This window comes from Azovibrio restrictus DSM 23866 (assembly GCF_000429665.1).
Taxonomy (GTDB): domain Bacteria; phylum Pseudomonadota; class Gammaproteobacteria; order Burkholderiales; family Rhodocyclaceae; genus Azovibrio; species Azovibrio restrictus.
The window spans coordinates 1-16,548 of sequence record NZ_AUCH01000027.1 but is presented as its reverse complement, the minus strand read 5'-3'; the positions used below and the strand labels follow the sequence as shown (position 1 = coordinate 16,548).

Below are 16,548 nucleotides of genomic sequence, written 5' to 3'. Positions count from 1 at the left end.
CTCAGCCGGCGGCAGGCAAGGCCGAGGCATCAGGAGGAGATGCAGGAGCCGCAGAGGAAGCAGCCTGCAAGGTATCCATCACCTCCTGACGGGGACCAAAACAAAGCAGGGTGCCATTGCGCAACACCATGAGGAAATCCGTCAGTCCGACCACATTCTTCCGATGAGTGATCAGAAACACGCTCCTGCCCCTGGCCCGCATATCGTCCACAGCCCGCATGAGCGCCAGCTCACCAGCCTCGTCCAGGTTGGCATTGGGTTCATCCAGCACCACCACTTGAGGATCACCATAAAGAGCCCGGGCTAGGCCGATACGCTGACGCTGGCCACCGGAGAGATAACCGCCCCCACGCCCCATGGGTGTGTCATAACCCTTGGGCAGACGCAGGATCATGTCGTGCACCCCAGCGCGTTTGCAGGCTTCGATCACCAGCTGCGAGTCCAGCTTGCCAAAGCGGGCGATGTTCTCGGCGATGGAGCCCTCAAATAGCTCCACATCCTGGGGTAGATAACCCACATGCCTTCCCAGGTCTTCACGATCCCAGTTATCCAGAAGTTCCCCATCAAGCTCCACCCGCCCCTTCACCTGGGGCCAGATGCCCAACAGGCAACGGGCAAAGGTAGACTTCCCGGAACCGGAAGGGCCGATGATGCCGATCACCGCTCCCAGGGGAAAATCCACTGTCACCCCCTTCAGGATGGGTTCCTCCCGCCCCTCGGCCAGGGCCTGCAACTCCTGGACCCGCAAATGACCGATGGGCTTGGCCGTATGGGAACTCCGTTCTCCCGGGGGAAAGCCTTCCAGCAGGGCTTCCAGGCGCAGGAAGGCATCCCGGGCCGAAAGGGCGGAGCGCCAGTTGGAAACGAGTGCATCCAGAGGTTGGGTGGCCCGCCCCATCAGAAAGTTGGCAGCGATCATGGCTGCCGGCGTCAGATCCCCGCGGATCACCAGAATGGCACCTGCCGCCAGCGTCAGGGATTGCTGTACGTAGCGGAAAAACTTGGTCAGATACTGGGCCCTGCCAGCCACACCGCTGGCATCCCTGTCATGGCGGAAATAATCCTCCACCTGCCGCCACCACTGGAGCCGCAAGCGCTCCATCATCCCCATGGACTCGATCACATCCGCACTGCGCAGCTTTCCCCGAACGAACTCATTGGCCTGCAAAGCCTTGCGGGAAGATTCCTCCAGAGGCTTCTGCACCCCCCGCCCCAGAACATAGGCCATGGCGATGATGAACACCGCAAACAGGATCGAGACCCAACCCAGGAAGGGATGCAACAGGAACAACACGCCGATGTACAGGGGAGACCAGGGCGCATCCATGAAGGCGAAAAAGCCGTTCCCAGTCATAAACTGGCGCAAGGTGGCAAGATCGTTGAAAGCCTGGGCCGGATTGCTGCCCCGGGTCTGGCCCAGATGGGATTCAAAGGTAGCCGCAAAAATCCGGGAACTCAGCATGCAATCAAGCTTCACCCCGGTCCGGACCAGAAGACGGGAACGCACCCACTCCGAGAAGGCCATCACCCCGAAGAAGAACAGCATGATCAAGGTCAGCACCACCAAGGTGACAACGCTCTGACTGAGCATCACCCGGTCAAAGACCTGCAGCATGTAAAGAGTGGGGGTGAGCATCAGCACATTCACCACAGCGGTGAAAATGGCTGCTACCAGGAATTCCCGCCGGAACAACCAGAGCGTCCGGGACAATTCACTACGCTGAAAAAACTGGGGAGTTTTCATAAACCCTCGAATACTTCGATTAACAAGCTGCCATCAGGCAGGCAGGGCCCGGGACGCCCCGCCCGGAGCAGGGCTTCCGCCGGTAGACGCCTGGGCACTGGCCCGCTGCAAAGCCATCAGCACCTCATCCCGGGGACCAAAGAAGCGGATCTGCCCCTCGAACAACACCAGCATCAAGTCCGCCACCTGCAACGCATTAGTCCGGTGCGTCACCACCACCACGGTCACCCCGCGGGACTTCAGCAACTGCAGGGTATCCAGCAGCGCCTGCTCCCCCTGCTCGTCCAGGCTGGAATTGGGCTCATCCAGAACCACGAAACGGGGATTGCCGTACAAGGCCCGGGCCAACCCCACCCGTTGCCGCTGCCCGCCGGAAAGCACACAGCCTTCCTCACCGATATCCGTCTCATACCCCCGGGGCAAAGCCAAGATGGTTTCGTGCAAACCCACCAATCTGGCCACCTCCTCGACCCGGCCCATGTCGTCCACCTGGAAGCGGGCAATGTTTTCCGCCACGGTTCCCTCGAACAACTCCACATCCTGGGGCAGATAACCGACATAAGGTCCCAGTTCCATCTTGTTCCAGGGATGAATATCCACCCCATCCAGGCGCACCTTGCCATTGGCGGCAGGCCAGACCCCCACCATGACCTGAGCCAGGGTGGACTTACCGGAAGCCGACGGCCCCACGATGGCCAGAGTCTTGCCGGCAGGTACTTGGAAAGTCAGGCCCTTGAGCACCGCCAGGTTGGATCCGGGAGCTGCAGCCACCACGCCCTCCACGGACAAGTGCCCCTGGGGCGGCGGCAAGGGCATGCCCGGCTGACGCAACGAGATATCATTCAACAGGGAATCAAGCCGGGCATAGGCATCGCGGGCGCCTACCACAACTTTCCAGCTGCCGATCACCTGAACGATGGGCGCCAGAACCCGGCCGCCAAAGATGGAAGCGATGATCAGCAAACCCGAACTGCCGGTAAACAGCCCCTCCACCAGCAGCCAGCACCCCGCGCCCAACATCAGGGAACCTGCGCTCATCTGCACCATCTTGGCCAGGGCGGCATAGCCTCCGGCCTTGTCCGATGCCACCGCCTGACTGGCAAGCATCCGGTTCTGGCGCTGCAGCCAACGGGCATGAACCCCGCTCAACATGCCCATGCCCTTGATCACCTGAGCATTGCGCAAGCCATCCACGGCATAGTTGTAGGCGGAAATGGAAGCCCCGTTGGCATCAGAAAGGTGCCTGCGGGTACCTTTTTCCGTCATGTACCCGATCAGGGCCTGAATCAGGGCCGACACGATGGACATCACCCCAAGCAGGGGGTGGATGAAAAACAGGGCTACCAGAAACACCAGAGCAGCCGGAGCATCCATCATTCCGGTCAGGGAGCCGCTGCTGTGAAAATCCCGCAGGATGCGCACATCCTGCAAGGGCTGAATACTGACGGCGGGCAGGCGCCGCACGCAGGACTCAAACACCGTCTTGAAGGCCGTCCCCCCCAGGCGACGCTCGAAATCCACCCCCGCATCCCACAACATCCGGGAGCGGGCCCAATCCAGAGACTCCATTACCCCGTAGGCCAGGATGACCACCAGGGTCAGCATCAGCAGCGTCACCCAGTTACGGCTATTCACCACCCGATCGTAGACCTCCAGCATGTAAATGGAAGGCGCGAGCATCAGCAGACTGATGATGAAGGTAAACACCAAGGCCCTGATGAAAACCGGTTTCTGGGCCAGGATGGCCAACTGCAAATCGTTGTACTTTTTTTCCGCCATGATTGATCCAAAAACTTCAGAACCGGGCGATACCGGCAGCGCACGCATCTTTCGCGCTTTCCAGATCCCGCCCTTCCAGGGTCGTCACCCGCATGCTGCCCCCCTCCTCCTCGGGAGGCAGCACCACCACGTAGTGAGGCATCTCGGCCTCTTCGCCATCCCCTTCCCCCTCCACCGCGAACACGAAGTGCAGGAAGTAGCCGGCAGTCCCCCGAGACAGGATGATTTCCCGCAGGCGCTCGTCGGCAAACCGTTGCAGATCCGCCTCAGCCAGACCCAGGTGGAAGCGCATGCGTCCATCCAGGGTAAACATGGAGAGCTGCCCATTCTTGATACTCAGGGTGTGACGATCGAAATAGACAGGCGCGGTGGGAAGGAACAGCAACAAAGGCAAGCCCTTGTCCGGCTCCCGGTAAACCCGGCGGCAGGTACGGGACACCGAGTAGATGGCATTGCAGATCATCTGGGAACCCAGCTGGGGAAAACGCTCCCGCATGCTGCGATAGGCCAGGTGATGCAGCCCCACCCGATTCCAGCAGCGGGTCTGCTGCACGAGCGGAGCCAGCGCATTGCAAACCTGGGCAAAAGCCACCTGCAACTCATGCAGACGAGCGGTCTGCTCGGGATTGGTGACCAGATGGACGCTGAGGACATTTTTCATATAGGAGGCGGAGTCTACCCGCCTTCCTATATGAAATCCACAAAAAATTTACGGTTCTTAACCCGAAGCCAGAAGGCGAGCTCAGTGCAACAAACCCGGCACCGGCTCAGGCAGAGCCGCATTGGTCATCCACTGGGGCCAGAAATCCAGGGGCCATTCCGCCTTGCGATACAGGCCGTACACGATCCCCAGCCACTGCCGCAGCAAAGCCCCGTCCACCAGCAACTGGACAGGCTCCACTCCCTCACCACGGAAATTCAGCAGCAGGTACTCGCCCCGGTCCTTCATATCCACCGCCAGCACCAGCCAGCGCCCCCCCTGCTTCGGCAACTGCACCCGCTGCTCCGGTTGCTGCCTGGCCTGGGCTTCCTGCTGGGCAAAGCGCTGCAGAATCTCCCCCCTGGGCACCGGGTCGCCCCGCTCCAGCCCCCGGCCCTCCACCCAGCGGAGCAGGGGCTGCACCAAACGCCCCAGAAGGCGCTGGGTCAGCCACAGCCCTACCCGCTCACCATCCTCCATCTGTCCTGACAACAGCAGGCGATCCTCCTCCGGCACGAATTCCGTGGTGGCCTTCTGCAGCAACCTCAGGCGCTCCTTCTCCACACCCTTATCCTGGCTCATTTCCAGCCCTCACAGATTGCCGAAGTCCAGAAGCCCGTCGTCCTTCATGAAGGACAAGTCCAGCTCCCCGTTCTTTTCCGGCAGCGGCGCTGGCTTGCCACCCCGGGCTCCCAACTCATCAAGCTTGCGCGCCAGTTGGGCCAAGGCCGGCAGATGCTGCCGCGAGAGCAGCTGGCAATGGGCCAGCCAGAGCGCACCGCTGTCCAGCAGGGTTTTCAGCACCTCGGGCGAAACCCGGCCCAAAGCTTCGTGATCCACCTGGAACAAGCCTTCCAGGACCGTCGCCCCCCCCGTCAGCTGCACCTGAGCCGGCCAGGGCACGATCAGGCCATGCTCCTGCAGCAGGGCACAGGCCCTGACGGTGGCAGGATGGCTGCCACCAATCACCTGGAAGAACTCCATGACCTCCCGGAGTACCGAGGACATCTCGCCTTCGGGGGTAAACAAGGCCTCGCCCTGCCCTTCCTCGTTGAGCAGCTCACTCTCCTCGTCCACGCAAAGCACCATGCGCCCCTGGTTTTCTGCCAGTTTGAAGGGATGGCAACGGAAGGAGGCAGGAACATAGCCGGCCAGCCAGTTGCCCTGGGGAGCCACCAGGAGATTGCGCCCCGGGACAAACCCAAGAACGGCAGCAAGCGCAAAAGTCTCACCCCGGGGTACGAAGGCCACGGGAAGGCTGAGCACTGCGGTACGCAACTCGGCCAGCACCAAGGGAACCAGGGTCTCCCTGGCGGCAAAGCGGTAATCGGTATAGCGCCGCCAGTACTTGCGGCCATGGCGGGAACTGGTCAGGGGAACAACGGCTGACATGCTGAACTCCTACGAAAAACGGCCCGCTAGGGCCGCCAGAGACGGGGCCGGAACCCCTTGATCGAACAACCGCTTACTTGGACTTGCCGCGGCCCTTCTTGGAGGACTCGTCACCCTCCCCGAGCTTGCCCAGTTCTGCCTTCAGGGCCTGAGCATAAGTAGCGCGGGCGGTCTGCAGCATGGCCAGCAGGGACTGCTGACGGGCGATCTCCTGCTCGGTAGCGCGCAGATTGATGATCTGGCTGCGGGCCACGTCGTTCAGGGATTCAAGGGGATAGGGCTTGCCGTCGATGGTCACCACGTTGGTATTGCTCATGACTCGATCTCAAAAAAAGGGGCAAGTATAGCCCAAGCTGCGCAACTATATGAAAGCCCCCACCTATCCCCACATCATTTCCTGCCCGGACAAAGCGCTCAGAACAAGAGCCAGGGGGCATGGCGGCCCCCTTCCAGGCAAAGCCCGCCCCCGAAAAACTGTCCGTCAGAGGTTGATCTGCTCCGGCGTGACCCCGATCAGCGCCACTGCAGCCGAAATATCCCCGGCCGTCACGGCAGCAGCGATCTCCATGCCCTTGCTGATGGAATCCTCAGGCGTCAGGTACCCCAGCCCCATGGTCACCGCAAACAGCTCCGCCACGGCCGCCTTGTTGTCCAGCAGATCGGCCACCCAGCCCCAGGTGGCATTCCCCTTGAAGGTATGGGCAGAGTCCAGGATGGCCTTCACCAGGGAGCCCCGGCTCTCACGGCCGTCATCCAGGGCACCGCTCCAGTACTGGAGCCCCTCGGCATCCGCCCCTTCGCTGCGCCCCAGAACATTGCGATAGACGAGATTGACGAAATCAGCGCTGCTCATGGCATCGCTGTACCCGGTGACTGCACCGGCTGCCACGCCAGCCGCGTAGAAGGACTCGGAAATGCTGTTGATGCTCTCCCCAGCCTGCAGGCGGGTGATCCAGAACTCCAGGCCGTCGGCATCCGGCACCCGGTTGAAAAAAGCCACATAGAGTTCCTGCAGCAACTTCAACTGGGTGGCAGAAATACCCGCAGCCGTATCCTGGATGGTCAGATTCACCGTCATGTCGGCAAAACGCAGTCCCTCCATCTGCCGCAAGGTATCGGTCCCTTCTGAGCCCCCACCGGCACTCACCATATAAGCTCCCGCCGTATCGGGAAACTGGGACCCATCACTCAGATAGACCCGGTAACCGGCAATTCCCCCCGTGTAACCAGCCATATCCCGCCCGGCACCGCCGACCAGCAGGTCCCAGCCCCCTTCGCCGTAGAGCAGATCATCCCCCTCAGCCCCGTCCAGGCCATCGTTGCCGTCGCCCCCATAGACAGTGTCGTTGCCAGGCCAGGCATTGATGCCATTACCCTGCGCGTCGCCATAAAGCACATCACCATAGGCGCTCCCAGCCAGATCCTCGACGCTCACATAGACATCCCCTGCCGCGTCCCCCGTATTCCGGGAAGGATCGGCCAGGGAAGCCACCACGGCGCTGGTGGCCGTCTCGTAATCCGCCAGGTCCGTCCCCTCCCCCCCATCCAGGTAATCGGCCCCGGCATCGCCGATCAGTACGTCGTAACCGGCGCCCCCATAAATCCGGTCGTTGCCGGCCAGTCCCCAGAGGTTGTTCACCGCCTGGGCATCCCCGTAAATCACATCGTCGTAGAGGGTACCCGTCAGGTCCTCCACGCTCACATAGCTGTCCCCCGCCGCCCAGCCCGTATTCAAGCCGGAATCGGCCAGGGAAACCGTCACGCCCCCATCGGCCAGCTGGTAACTGAGCGTATCGATACCCTCGCCACCATCCATGAAATCCGTCCCAGCCCCCCCAACCAAATTATCGGTATCAGCCCCCCCATACAGCTGGTCGGCGCCGCCAGCGCCATACAGGGTATCCCGCCCACCCAGGCCGTACAGCCGGTTGCTGCCCCCATCCCCGTGAATGAAATCCCCAAAGTTGCTGCCCCGCACATTCTCGATGGAAATGAAGACATCGCCCCAGGCATCGCCACTGGCATCATTGCTGGGCACCATGAAAATGTTCAGGCCCGAGCTGCTGTTCTCATAGGAGGCCGTATCCTGCCCCCCCCGGCCGTCCAGCACATCGGCGCCGCCGCCCCCCGTGAGCACATCATCCTCCGCCGTCCCCGTGAGGGTATCGGCCCCTGCAGTTCCCGTCAGTACCGCCATGGCACGCTCCTCTCCTGTCGGGGCCGGGCCTGAATCAGGCCGCATCTGGCCACCCCCTGCGCCCCCCCGGGGCGCAGGCACATCAAGCAATCAGCATCACACCAGCACCAGCTGGCTGGCATCCACGCCCACCAGGGCCAGGGCAGCAGCCGTGTCTGTGGAGGTCACGGCTGCGGCAATTTCCATCCCCTTGCTGATGGACTCGTCCGTCGTCGTGTAATTGACCCCCCAATCCACCGCCACCCGGTCGGCCACCAGGGCCTTGTTGTCGAGCAGGTCAGCCACCCAGCCCCAGGTAGGATCGCCCTTGAAGGTATGGGCCGAATAGAGGATGGATTTCACTAGGGAACCCTTGGTCTCCTGGCCCGAAGCCAGGGCGGCGGACCAATAGGCCAGCCCCTCCGCATCCGCCCCTTCCGGGCGCCCCAGCACATTGCGATAGACCACATTGACGAAATCCCGGTTACTCATGGACGCCGAGAAGCCCGTCAGATCGGAAGCCTGAATTCCCGCTGCGTAGAAGGCATCGGCAATGGCATCGGTACTCATGCCGCCGGCCAGACGGGTGACCCAGTACTCCAAGCCATTGGCATCCGGCACCCGGTTGAAGAAAGCCACATAAAGCTCCTCCAGCAACTTCAGGTCAGCTGCGGCAATGGTATTGGCCGTCTGCTGCACGCTCAGATTGATCTCGAAATCATCAAAGGCCAGGCGTTCCACATGGGACAGCAGATCCGTGCCGCCACTGCCCACGCCATCCGTCACCTGGATGTTGCCGCCCTGCAGGGTCACCGTGTAACGCCCCAGATCCCCGGTGTAGATCACCGTATCCACCCCACCCAGGCCATCAATGCTCTCGTTGCCATCATCGGCACGAATCCGGTCATCGCCGCTGGTCGGGGTGGTCGTCTCTGGCGCCAGGGAAGGGCCATAGGTGGAATTGAGGCCATACAGCCCCCCCAGGCCGTCGCCCCCGTAAATCCACTGCAGGGCCATGAGGTCATAGGCCTGGAACTCGCTCTTGTAGTCCCCTGCCGTGGTGTAGGACATCACCGTGTTATTGGTGTTGTCCTCAGCCACCGGCAGGACATGATCCCCTTCGAAGGGGTGATCCAGCCCCAGGGCATGACCGATCTCGTGCAGCAAAGTCTCATAGCCCTCGGTGCCCGCCACCGCTGCCAGGTTGGTGGCCCCGAACTCCTGGTCATCCAGGAACACATAGGACTCCGCTGAATAGGAAGTCAGATTGCCGCTGGCGTCGTAGTTATAGCTGAAGGAGTTGGAACACAGGCCGGAAGTATAGGGGTCCCACAAATTGCAGTTGGCAAAGTGAAAATCCGCCTGATCCGGATTCGACACCCGCACGAAATCCACCCCGGTAACAGTTTCCGCATAGGCCAGAATAGCCTCGGTCGCCGCCACCTGATTGCTGTTGAAGGCGGAAATATTGGTCCCGTCGGCGTGGTAATACATCTCCGTATCGAGGGTGAAGGTGTAATAAAGCACGTTCTGGGACGGGGTCTTGTAGTTCCAGTTGGCATAAAGCCAGAGCAGGCTATCCACCCTGTAATCGCCGGAATACTGCACCGTGGTTGCTTCAGTTACTGTTGCCATGCCTTTTCTCCTTGAACAGGGTGAAGGAAGAGCCCTGCTTTCCAGTCATGGGGCCCCGGCCCCGGATCGGGCGCCATCTTAGCATGCCCACGGGATAGAACCTCAGCGGTGACAGCGGCAGCCAGAAGCGACCGCTGCCTCCCCCCGCCGCCGCCCCGCCTTCCGCCAGGCTACTACACCAGGGACTGGGCCCACGCCAGCTGGCGGGGCAGACAGACCTCATCCAGGTCGTATTCTGCCACTACCCGGGCCCGGGCACGCACCCCCAGCTCCTGCCGCAAGGCAGGGTCCTCCAGCAAACGACAAATGGCAGCCACCAGCCCCTCCTGGTCGAAGAAATCCACCAGCAAGCCCGTAACCTCATGCGCCAGCACCTCCCGCACCGGCGCCGTATCGCTACCCACGATGGCACACCCCAGGCTCATGGCCTCCAACAGACTCCAGGACAACACGAAGGGATAGCTCAGATAAACATGCACCGAAGACACGCGCAGCACCCCCAGAAACTGGGCATAGGGGAGTTGCCCAAGAAAATGAATGCGGCGGAACTGGGCTGGCGTCAGCCTGGGGCTCACCTCGGCCAGGAAAATTTCCTTCCAGCTCCGCCCATCGGGAGACGGGCTGCCATAACCGTTGGCCTCCGCACCGACGATCAGCACCCGGGCCCTGGGGCGCTCAGCCAGCAGGCGGGGCAAAGCTCGCAGCAGGACATGAAAACCACGCAGGGGCTCCAGATTCCTGGCCACAAAGGTGATCACCTCATCCTGCCGCCCCAGCACCAGGCCATCCCCCAACTCCAGGACAGTATCCGGCGCTGGGCAGAGGAGACGGGTAGGCACCCCGTCATGCACCACCCGGATGCGTTGCCGGAAAGCGGCAGGAAAGCCATCCGCCTGCCAACAGGTCGGCGCCAGTCCGCCCGTAGCCCGGGCCAACTGCAGATCCAGGCCCCCGTTACGCAAGCGCAACTGGCAGGCGGACTCGATGGGATCCCGGGGAAACTCCGGATCGAAGCCCACGTCCCCCCCCTCGGGCCGGTAATAGTATTCACAGTACAAACCCAGGGGAACCTGGGGCCAGAGCTCCTGGATGAACAAGGCCTCGCCCCACCCGGGATGGGCCAGGACCAGATCCGGCCGGTAGCCCTCCCGGCGCTCCAGCTCCCGGGCCAGGCCCAGCACCCCCTGTCCCCGGATTACCTGGCTCTCCAGACTCCCCAGCCAGGGATGAACGCCGGGCGTGCTGCCCCGCTCCAGAGGATAGGAAAGCAACTCCACCCCCGGCACCGCTGGTGCGGCCCGCCCCTGGGGAACCCAGGCCCGAACCCGATGACGGGTGCCCAGGGCCCGGGCCAGATGCAGGAACTGGGCGGGAAAATTCTGGTGCAGGAACAGGATTTCCATGACGGCAGACAGCAGCAGAAGGGGCCGCCACCTTAGCACAGGAGGAAACGGCGCCCCAACTCCGGCCCGGGGCCTGCCCTATCCGGGCCGCGGCAGTTCAGGGGCAGGAAAGACTGTAGTAGACTGAGGCACCGGCCGACAGCCTCAGCCTCGGCCCTGCCAGCCCCTACACCAGCCCTTCCATGACCCCGAACAGCCAGGACCAGCCCTTTCTTTCCGTGGTGATCCCCCTCTACAACGAGGGCAGCGGTATTGAGCTCCTCTATGGGCGGCTGCAGGCCGTACTGCCCAGCCTGCCCCTGTCCGACTGGGAAATCGTGCTGGTGGACGACGGCAGCAGCGACGACACCTTTGCCCGGGTCCGAGCCCTGGCCCTGCAGCAGCCCCGCCTCCATGCCCTGCGCTTTGCCCGCAACTTCGGCAAGGAAGCCGCCATGGCAGCCGGGCTCAAGGCAGCCCGGGGGCAAGTGGTGGTACTCATGGACGGCGACGGCCAGCACCCCCCGGAACTGATTCCGGCCCTGCTGCAACGCTGGCAGGACGGGGCCCGCATGGTGACCGCCGTGCGCCGCTCCCGGGACACGGACCCCTGGCTGCGGCGGATGCTGAGCCGCTCCTTCTACCGGATCTTCAAGGCCGTCTCGGAAATTGCCCTGGAAGAGGGGGGAGGCGACTTCCGCCTGTTCGACCGGGTGGTGGTGGACGCCATCCTCTCCCTGCCGGAACGCACCCGCTTCATGAAAGGCATTACCAGCTGGGTAGGCTTTCGCCAGGAAACGGTGGACTTCGAACCCGAAGCCCGGGCCGTGGGGCAATCCTCCTGGTCCCTGCTGCGCCTGTTCCGCTACGCCATGGACGGCCTCTCCGCCTTCAGCACTATTCCCCTGCGCATCTGGTCCAGCCTGGGGGTGATGCTGGCGGCCCTGTCCGTGCTCTACGGCCTGTTCCTGGTACTGCGCACCCTGGTATTCGGCATAGACGTCCCCGGCTACGCCTCCCTGATGGTGGCCATCCTCTTTCTCTCCGGCGTGCAGCTCATCAGCCTGGGGGTCCTGGGCGAGTATGTAGGCCGGGTATTCACCGAAGTAAAAGCCCGCCCCCTGTACCTGATTGCCGAAGACATCGGCGGCCGGCCGGCACCAGAAAACCCCCAGCCCCCCGGGGCCTGAGCCTCTCCGGCGGCAGGGCGGCCCAGGCCTGCCTTGCTCCTTCGCTGTCACTGCCAAGTTACGCCAAAAGACCGCAACAGCCCTCGCATCAGCCGGCCCCTGCCAAGCCTCCCTTCCTGCAATCTCTCCGGCAAACTCCCATAAAAAAACCCCGCCCTTCTTGCGAAGGGCGGGGTTGATGCCTTTCCCCTGCCAAGGCAGGGGAAACTCTCCGGGGAGATTAGGCGACGATGTCCAGACCGCTACCGCCAGACAGAGTGGCAGCGCCGGTATCAACCAGCACACCAATCAGGATGGCAGCGCCAGCGCCGGAACCGTCAGCATCGTAGTAGATACCCACGTCGTTGGTAGCACCAGCGCCGTAGCCCAGATCACCACCTTCAACCACGTAGATACGGTCGGTGATGGCGCCGGAACCCAGGGCACCGAAGATAACGTTACCACCGTTGGCGGTCACGGTCGTACCCACCAGAGCGGGGGTCAGGCCGAACTGGCTGGCGGACAGGACGACGTTGTCAGCAGTGGCACCAGCGCCGCTGTCGAAGGTGGTCACAGCCACAACACCCATACCCAGCTTGATGCTATCCAGGGCACCGGCGGTGTCCAGGGTCACATTCACCACGGAGCGAGCGGTCAGTTGGGAAGCGTCCAGATCCAGGGTAGCCAGAGCCACAGGGGTCACATCAGCGCCATTGTTCATGCGCACGGTCAGGACTTCCTGTTGGGTGGTGCTGGAGGTGTGGTAGCTGTCCACCATGTTGTCCACCACGGTGTCGTTCAGTTGCAGAGTCAGCTTCTGAACGGTGGCTTGGTCGTTGGAGCCAGCGATGATACCCACGTTCTTGACGTTGGCCAGGTCACCGGTGGTCACAGTAGCGGTGTTACGCACTTCGAACACGTCGGTGTTGCCGTTCCAGGTCAGAGCGGAGTTGTCCAGAGCACCACCGTCGATGACGTTCATGCCGTTGACGTTGGCGTCACCGAAGATGAACTTGTCTACCGTGCTACCCAGTTGGGTATCACCAGCGCTCAGGTTGCCGCTCAGGTCAGCATCGACCCACACGCCTTCTTCACCGTTGTAGGTGAAGTGATGCTGGGCGTCCAGGGTACGAGCATCGATGGTCACGGCAGACTCAACACCGGTGGTAGCGGTATCCACACCATTGGCGGCATCGTTGCTGATGTCGTTGTCGTTGATGATGGTGATCATGCCGGAACCGTTGGCGGTGATCAGGTCATTGGTCAGAGCCAGGTTGTAGCTGTTCTGGCCAATGGTGGTGCCCAGTGCAGCGGCGCCGTTACCCACCAGACGGATGGTTTCGAAACCGGTGACGTTGGTCCACTCGGAAGCACCCAGGCTGACGCGGGTAGCGTTACCGTCGATCACCAGGGTGTCGGAACCGGTACCACCAGAAACGGTGTCGGAGATGGTCAGGCCGGCACGGGCGTCGTTCAGCAGGTCGAAGATCACGGTGTCGTTACCGGAACCCATCAGAATCTTCTGGGCGCCGTTCACATCGTTCACATTGGTGCTGACGCGGACGATCACGTTGGAAGCTTCGGCAGAAGCATCGATGGTGGCAGCGCGCAGACGGACTTGGGTAGCCAGGGCAGCCACGTCGAAGATGTTGCCAGCGGCAAAATCAACGGCGGTACCGTCGGTAGCCAGACCCAGCAGACCTTGTTGCACTTGACCGCCGTCAGCGGTAACACCGGTGGTGACGTTGGTCACGTCAGCGCCAGCGGTATCCACATCAAAGTTCAGGAAGGTGCCAGCACGGCCGCCGGTCAGGGTGACGGTACCGGTGAATTGGGTGAAGTCTTCCAGTTCCACGGAGTTGGATTCGGAATCGGAGTCAGTGATGGTCAGATTCTCGAAGGTGGAGGTGCCGCTGGTGGCGAAGGCGGTGTCGATGGTGAAGTTGAAGCGGGGATCGACGTTCAGGCCTTCAGCGATCTTCACACCCAGGGTGTCGCTGGCGGTGTTGGTGGCCAGGGCAGCCTGGATCACGTTGTCAGCGATATCACCGTTGCCGGTGGTGGAGTGGGACAGGGTGATGCCAGCAGCCTGAGCAGCGTTCAGCTTGGTCAGGGTAAAGGTGACGGGAGCGTCAGCAGCATCTTCCAGCACGCCGTCGCCGCCGAAGTTGGCCACGTCCACGTCGGAGCTGATGTTACGCAGCTGGATGTCGGTCACGGAAGCCAGGTTGGAGAAATCCACGGCGATGTTGCCGATGGAGCCGTCACCCAGCAGGGCAGCCACTTCGATGCTTTCAGCAACGGAGTTCAGGCCGGAACCGGAGTAGAACAGCAGGGTGTCGGTACCTTCACCGCCGATGATCTTGTCGCCAGCTTGCACCACGTCGTACAGCACGAAGGTGTCGTCGCCAGCACCGCCGGTCACGGTCACGTCTTGCAGCACGCCGGAGGTTTCAGCCTTGCCCACGTCCAGGATGTTGTCCAGAACGATGGTCAGGTTGCCGGTCAGGGCGGAAGCGTCGATGGAGGAGATACGGCCGCCAGCTTGGGCGATACCAGTACCGTTGGAGTAAACATTCACGGCTTCCAGCAGAGCGTTGTTGCCGGTGTTCACCATGTTGTTGGAGCCGCCGATTTGGACGTTGCCTTCACCGGTCAGGGTGACGGTGCCGGCAGAACCGGTGTCCATGGGCAGGTTCAGGGTGCCGATGGTGGTGTCGCTCTTCACGTCGATGGTCAGGTGCTCGTAACCTTCCAGACCCACGCCGTTGGCGGCGATGCCGGAGGTGTTGCGGCCGATGTTCAGGGCCAGCACGTTCACGTTGTCCAGGGTCAGGGTGGAGGTGTTGTCACCCAGCAGAGCGCCGTTGGCGTAGGAGAACTCGACAACACCAGCTTGGTTGGCGTTGCTGTTGGAGACAGACATGGCTTCCAGGGCGTTCTGGATGTTGCCCAGCTCGGCACGGTTCACAGCCTGGGAAACGCGGGTGATGTTGGCCACGTTCAGACCGGTGGTGTCTTGCAGGTCCAGAGCAACCACGGCGGTACCGCCGGAGCCAGTGAAGGCCACGTTCACGGTCTCGATGCCTTGCAGCTTGGGAGTAACGACGGTGGCGCCGTTGTCGTTGGCGTTACCCAGGGTGGCGTTCAGGGTGGGGTTGTCACCGGTGCCGGTCAGGATGTCTTCGTCCTGCAGGGCGTTGATGCGGTCGTCACCACCGGGGGTGTACACCAGGCCAGCGTTGAACACGTTGGCGGAGGCGTTGTCGGTGCCGTTGGTCAGGGTGAAGGCGCCGGAGCCGGAGCCGATCTGGGCGATGGCGGCGGTCACGGAAGCGTCGTCAGCGGTCACGCCGGCCAGGATGCTGCTGGAGCCATCCACGCCACCAGCGTTTTCACCCCAGTACTGGGCCACTTCAACCTTGTTGTTGAACAGGTTGAAGGAAACCAGACCAGCGGGATCGGTGCCGCTGTAGTTGGCCACCACGTTGATCATTTCGGTGATCACGGAGCCGACGGAAGCACCGGAGGCGTTCAGCTTGGCGGTCCAGAAGGCCAGGCCTTCGGCGTCAGCAGCGCGACCCAGCACGTTCACATAGAAGCTGGAGATGATTTCCTGGTTGGTCAGGTAGCTGGGGTAGTACACACGAGCGGGCTCGGTGGCGTACATGGTGTTGGCCACGTCGGTCAGGGACTTGCCAGCACCCAGTTGTTGCACCCAAAAGCCCAGACCATCGGTGTCAGGGGCGCGGCCGAACAGGGCCACGTACAGTTGGGAAACCTGAGTACGCATTTCAGCGGTAATTGCCATAAGGATAGCTCCTCTAAGTAAAAAAATTGATCAGGGCCTTTTGGTTGTGGCGCCCGACCGGTTCAGACCTTGCGGTCCGTTCTTGATCAAGAACGGCTTATTCCAAGCCGGTCGCAAGTTTTGACCAGCAACCCCGGATTTTTTGTGACAGGCGTCACATTTCCGCATTTAACCGGCCCTTTTTTTGCCATGCAGAGGGAATTCCGGCAGCCCGCCCCGCCAAGCCTGGCGCAGGTTCCGCCCGCTCCGGCCGGAATTCCGGAGGGATAGGGGGCCTTCACCCCCCGGCTTTGCCTGCCCGCCCCTCCTGGCCCCGGGGCGCCGCAGGGGTGTGAAGCCTGCGCAAGACGCCCGGGCAGAGGCGGAGAATGGAAAAAACCCGCTGCCGGGGCAGCGGGTTGAAGAGGTGACCTTTCCTTGAGGAGCGGTGCCGCAGCGCCGCTTCCCGGCGGGAAACTCAGGCCACCAGAACCACGTCGGCAGCAGCCAGGGTGGCATCCACGGTTCCGATCAGGACGGCCTGGCCTGCACCATTGCCGTCGGCGTCGTAGTAAATGGAGGTGCTGCCGGCCTGGCTCACGCTGTCAAAGATCAGCTTGTCGCTGGCCGCTCCGGCGGCGGTAGCGCCGAACCGCAGGTGGGTGCCGTTGGCCCCCGCGTTGGCACCGGTCACGCCCCCCACGTCGTCAGCGTCCAGGGCCAGCCCCAGGGTGCTCACGGAGAGCTGGATCTTGTCGGTCCCGGCGGTGAAGTGGCTCAC

At 62.3% G+C, this 16,548-nt stretch carries 11 protein-coding genes and 1 pseudogene; 1 reads left to right on the top strand and 11 read right to left on the bottom strand.

Annotated elements, in window-relative coordinates:
• Position 1 precedes the first annotated feature (1 nt).
• The 9 genes from G474_RS0117210 to G474_RS0117170 all read right to left on the bottom strand — a co-directional run bounded on the left by G474_RS0117210 (position 2) and on the right by G474_RS0117170 (position 10,829).
• Positions 2-1,744, bottom strand: a complete 1,743-nt coding sequence (locus G474_RS0117210; RefSeq protein WP_026688047.1) for a type I secretion system permease/ATPase — start codon at positions 1,742-1,744, stop codon at positions 2-4.
• Between the two features lie 33 nt (positions 1,745-1,777).
• Positions 1,778-3,523 (bottom strand): type I secretion system permease/ATPase, encoded by a 1,746-nt coding sequence (locus tag G474_RS0117205; RefSeq protein ID WP_043465073.1) that lies wholly within the window; start codon positions 3,521-3,523, stop codon positions 1,778-1,780.
• A 16-nt stretch (positions 3,524-3,539) separates the two neighbouring features.
• On the bottom strand, positions 3,540-4,184 hold the full coding sequence (locus G474_RS21410) for a hypothetical protein (protein ID WP_051282397.1): 645 nt from the start codon (positions 4,182-4,184) through the stop codon (positions 3,540-3,542).
• Between the two features lie 81 nt (positions 4,185-4,265).
• Positions 4,266-4,805 carry a hypothetical protein gene (locus G474_RS0117195; RefSeq protein WP_043465070.1) on the bottom strand — a complete coding sequence of 180 codons (540 nt, stop codon included), beginning with the start codon at positions 4,803-4,805 and terminating at the stop codon, positions 4,266-4,268.
• A 9-nt stretch (positions 4,806-4,814) separates the two neighbouring features.
• Complete coding sequence (locus G474_RS21405; protein WP_051282396.1) at positions 4,815-5,615, bottom strand: SapC family protein; 801 nt, start codon at positions 5,613-5,615, stop codon at positions 4,815-4,817.
• 73 nt (positions 5,616-5,688) lie between these two features.
• Entirely contained in the window at positions 5,689-5,931 is a 243-nt protein-coding gene (locus tag G474_RS0117185; protein WP_026688044.1) for a DUF6447 family protein, read from the bottom strand.
• 165 nt (positions 5,932-6,096) lie between these two features.
• Positions 6,097-7,812, bottom strand: coding sequence for a DUF4214 domain-containing protein (locus G474_RS22275; protein WP_051282395.1), 1,716 nt, complete (start codon positions 7,810-7,812; stop codon positions 6,097-6,099).
• A gap of 96 nt (positions 7,813-7,908) precedes the next feature.
• Positions 7,909-9,426, bottom strand: coding sequence for a DUF4214 domain-containing protein (locus G474_RS22270; protein WP_084513829.1), 1,518 nt, complete (start codon positions 9,424-9,426; stop codon positions 7,909-7,911).
• A 173-nt stretch (positions 9,427-9,599) separates the two neighbouring features.
• Positions 9,600-10,829 (bottom strand): glycosyltransferase, encoded by a 1,230-nt coding sequence (locus tag G474_RS0117170; RefSeq protein WP_026688043.1) that lies wholly within the window; start codon positions 10,827-10,829, stop codon positions 9,600-9,602.
• A 182-nt stretch (positions 10,830-11,011) separates the two neighbouring features.
• On the opposite strand from G474_RS0117170, the gene G474_RS21390 reads away from it, so the two are divergent.
• Complete coding sequence (locus tag G474_RS21390; protein ID WP_169729540.1) at positions 11,012-11,998, top strand: glycosyltransferase family 2 protein; 987 nt, start codon at positions 11,012-11,014, stop codon at positions 11,996-11,998.
• A gap of 220 nt (positions 11,999-12,218) precedes the next feature.
• Here the strand turns inward: G474_RS21390 and G474_RS21385 are convergent, their stop codons facing one another.
• Both G474_RS21385 and G474_RS23795 read right to left on the bottom strand, forming a co-directional pair.
• On the bottom strand, positions 12,219-15,788 hold the full coding sequence (locus G474_RS21385; RefSeq protein WP_084513828.1) for a DUF4214 domain-containing protein: 3,570 nt from the start codon (positions 15,786-15,788) through the stop codon (positions 12,219-12,221).
• Positions 15,789-16,245: 457 nt separating this feature from the next.
• Positions 16,246-16,548, bottom strand: a pseudogene (locus tag G474_RS23795) (hypothetical protein); the annotation flags it as partial.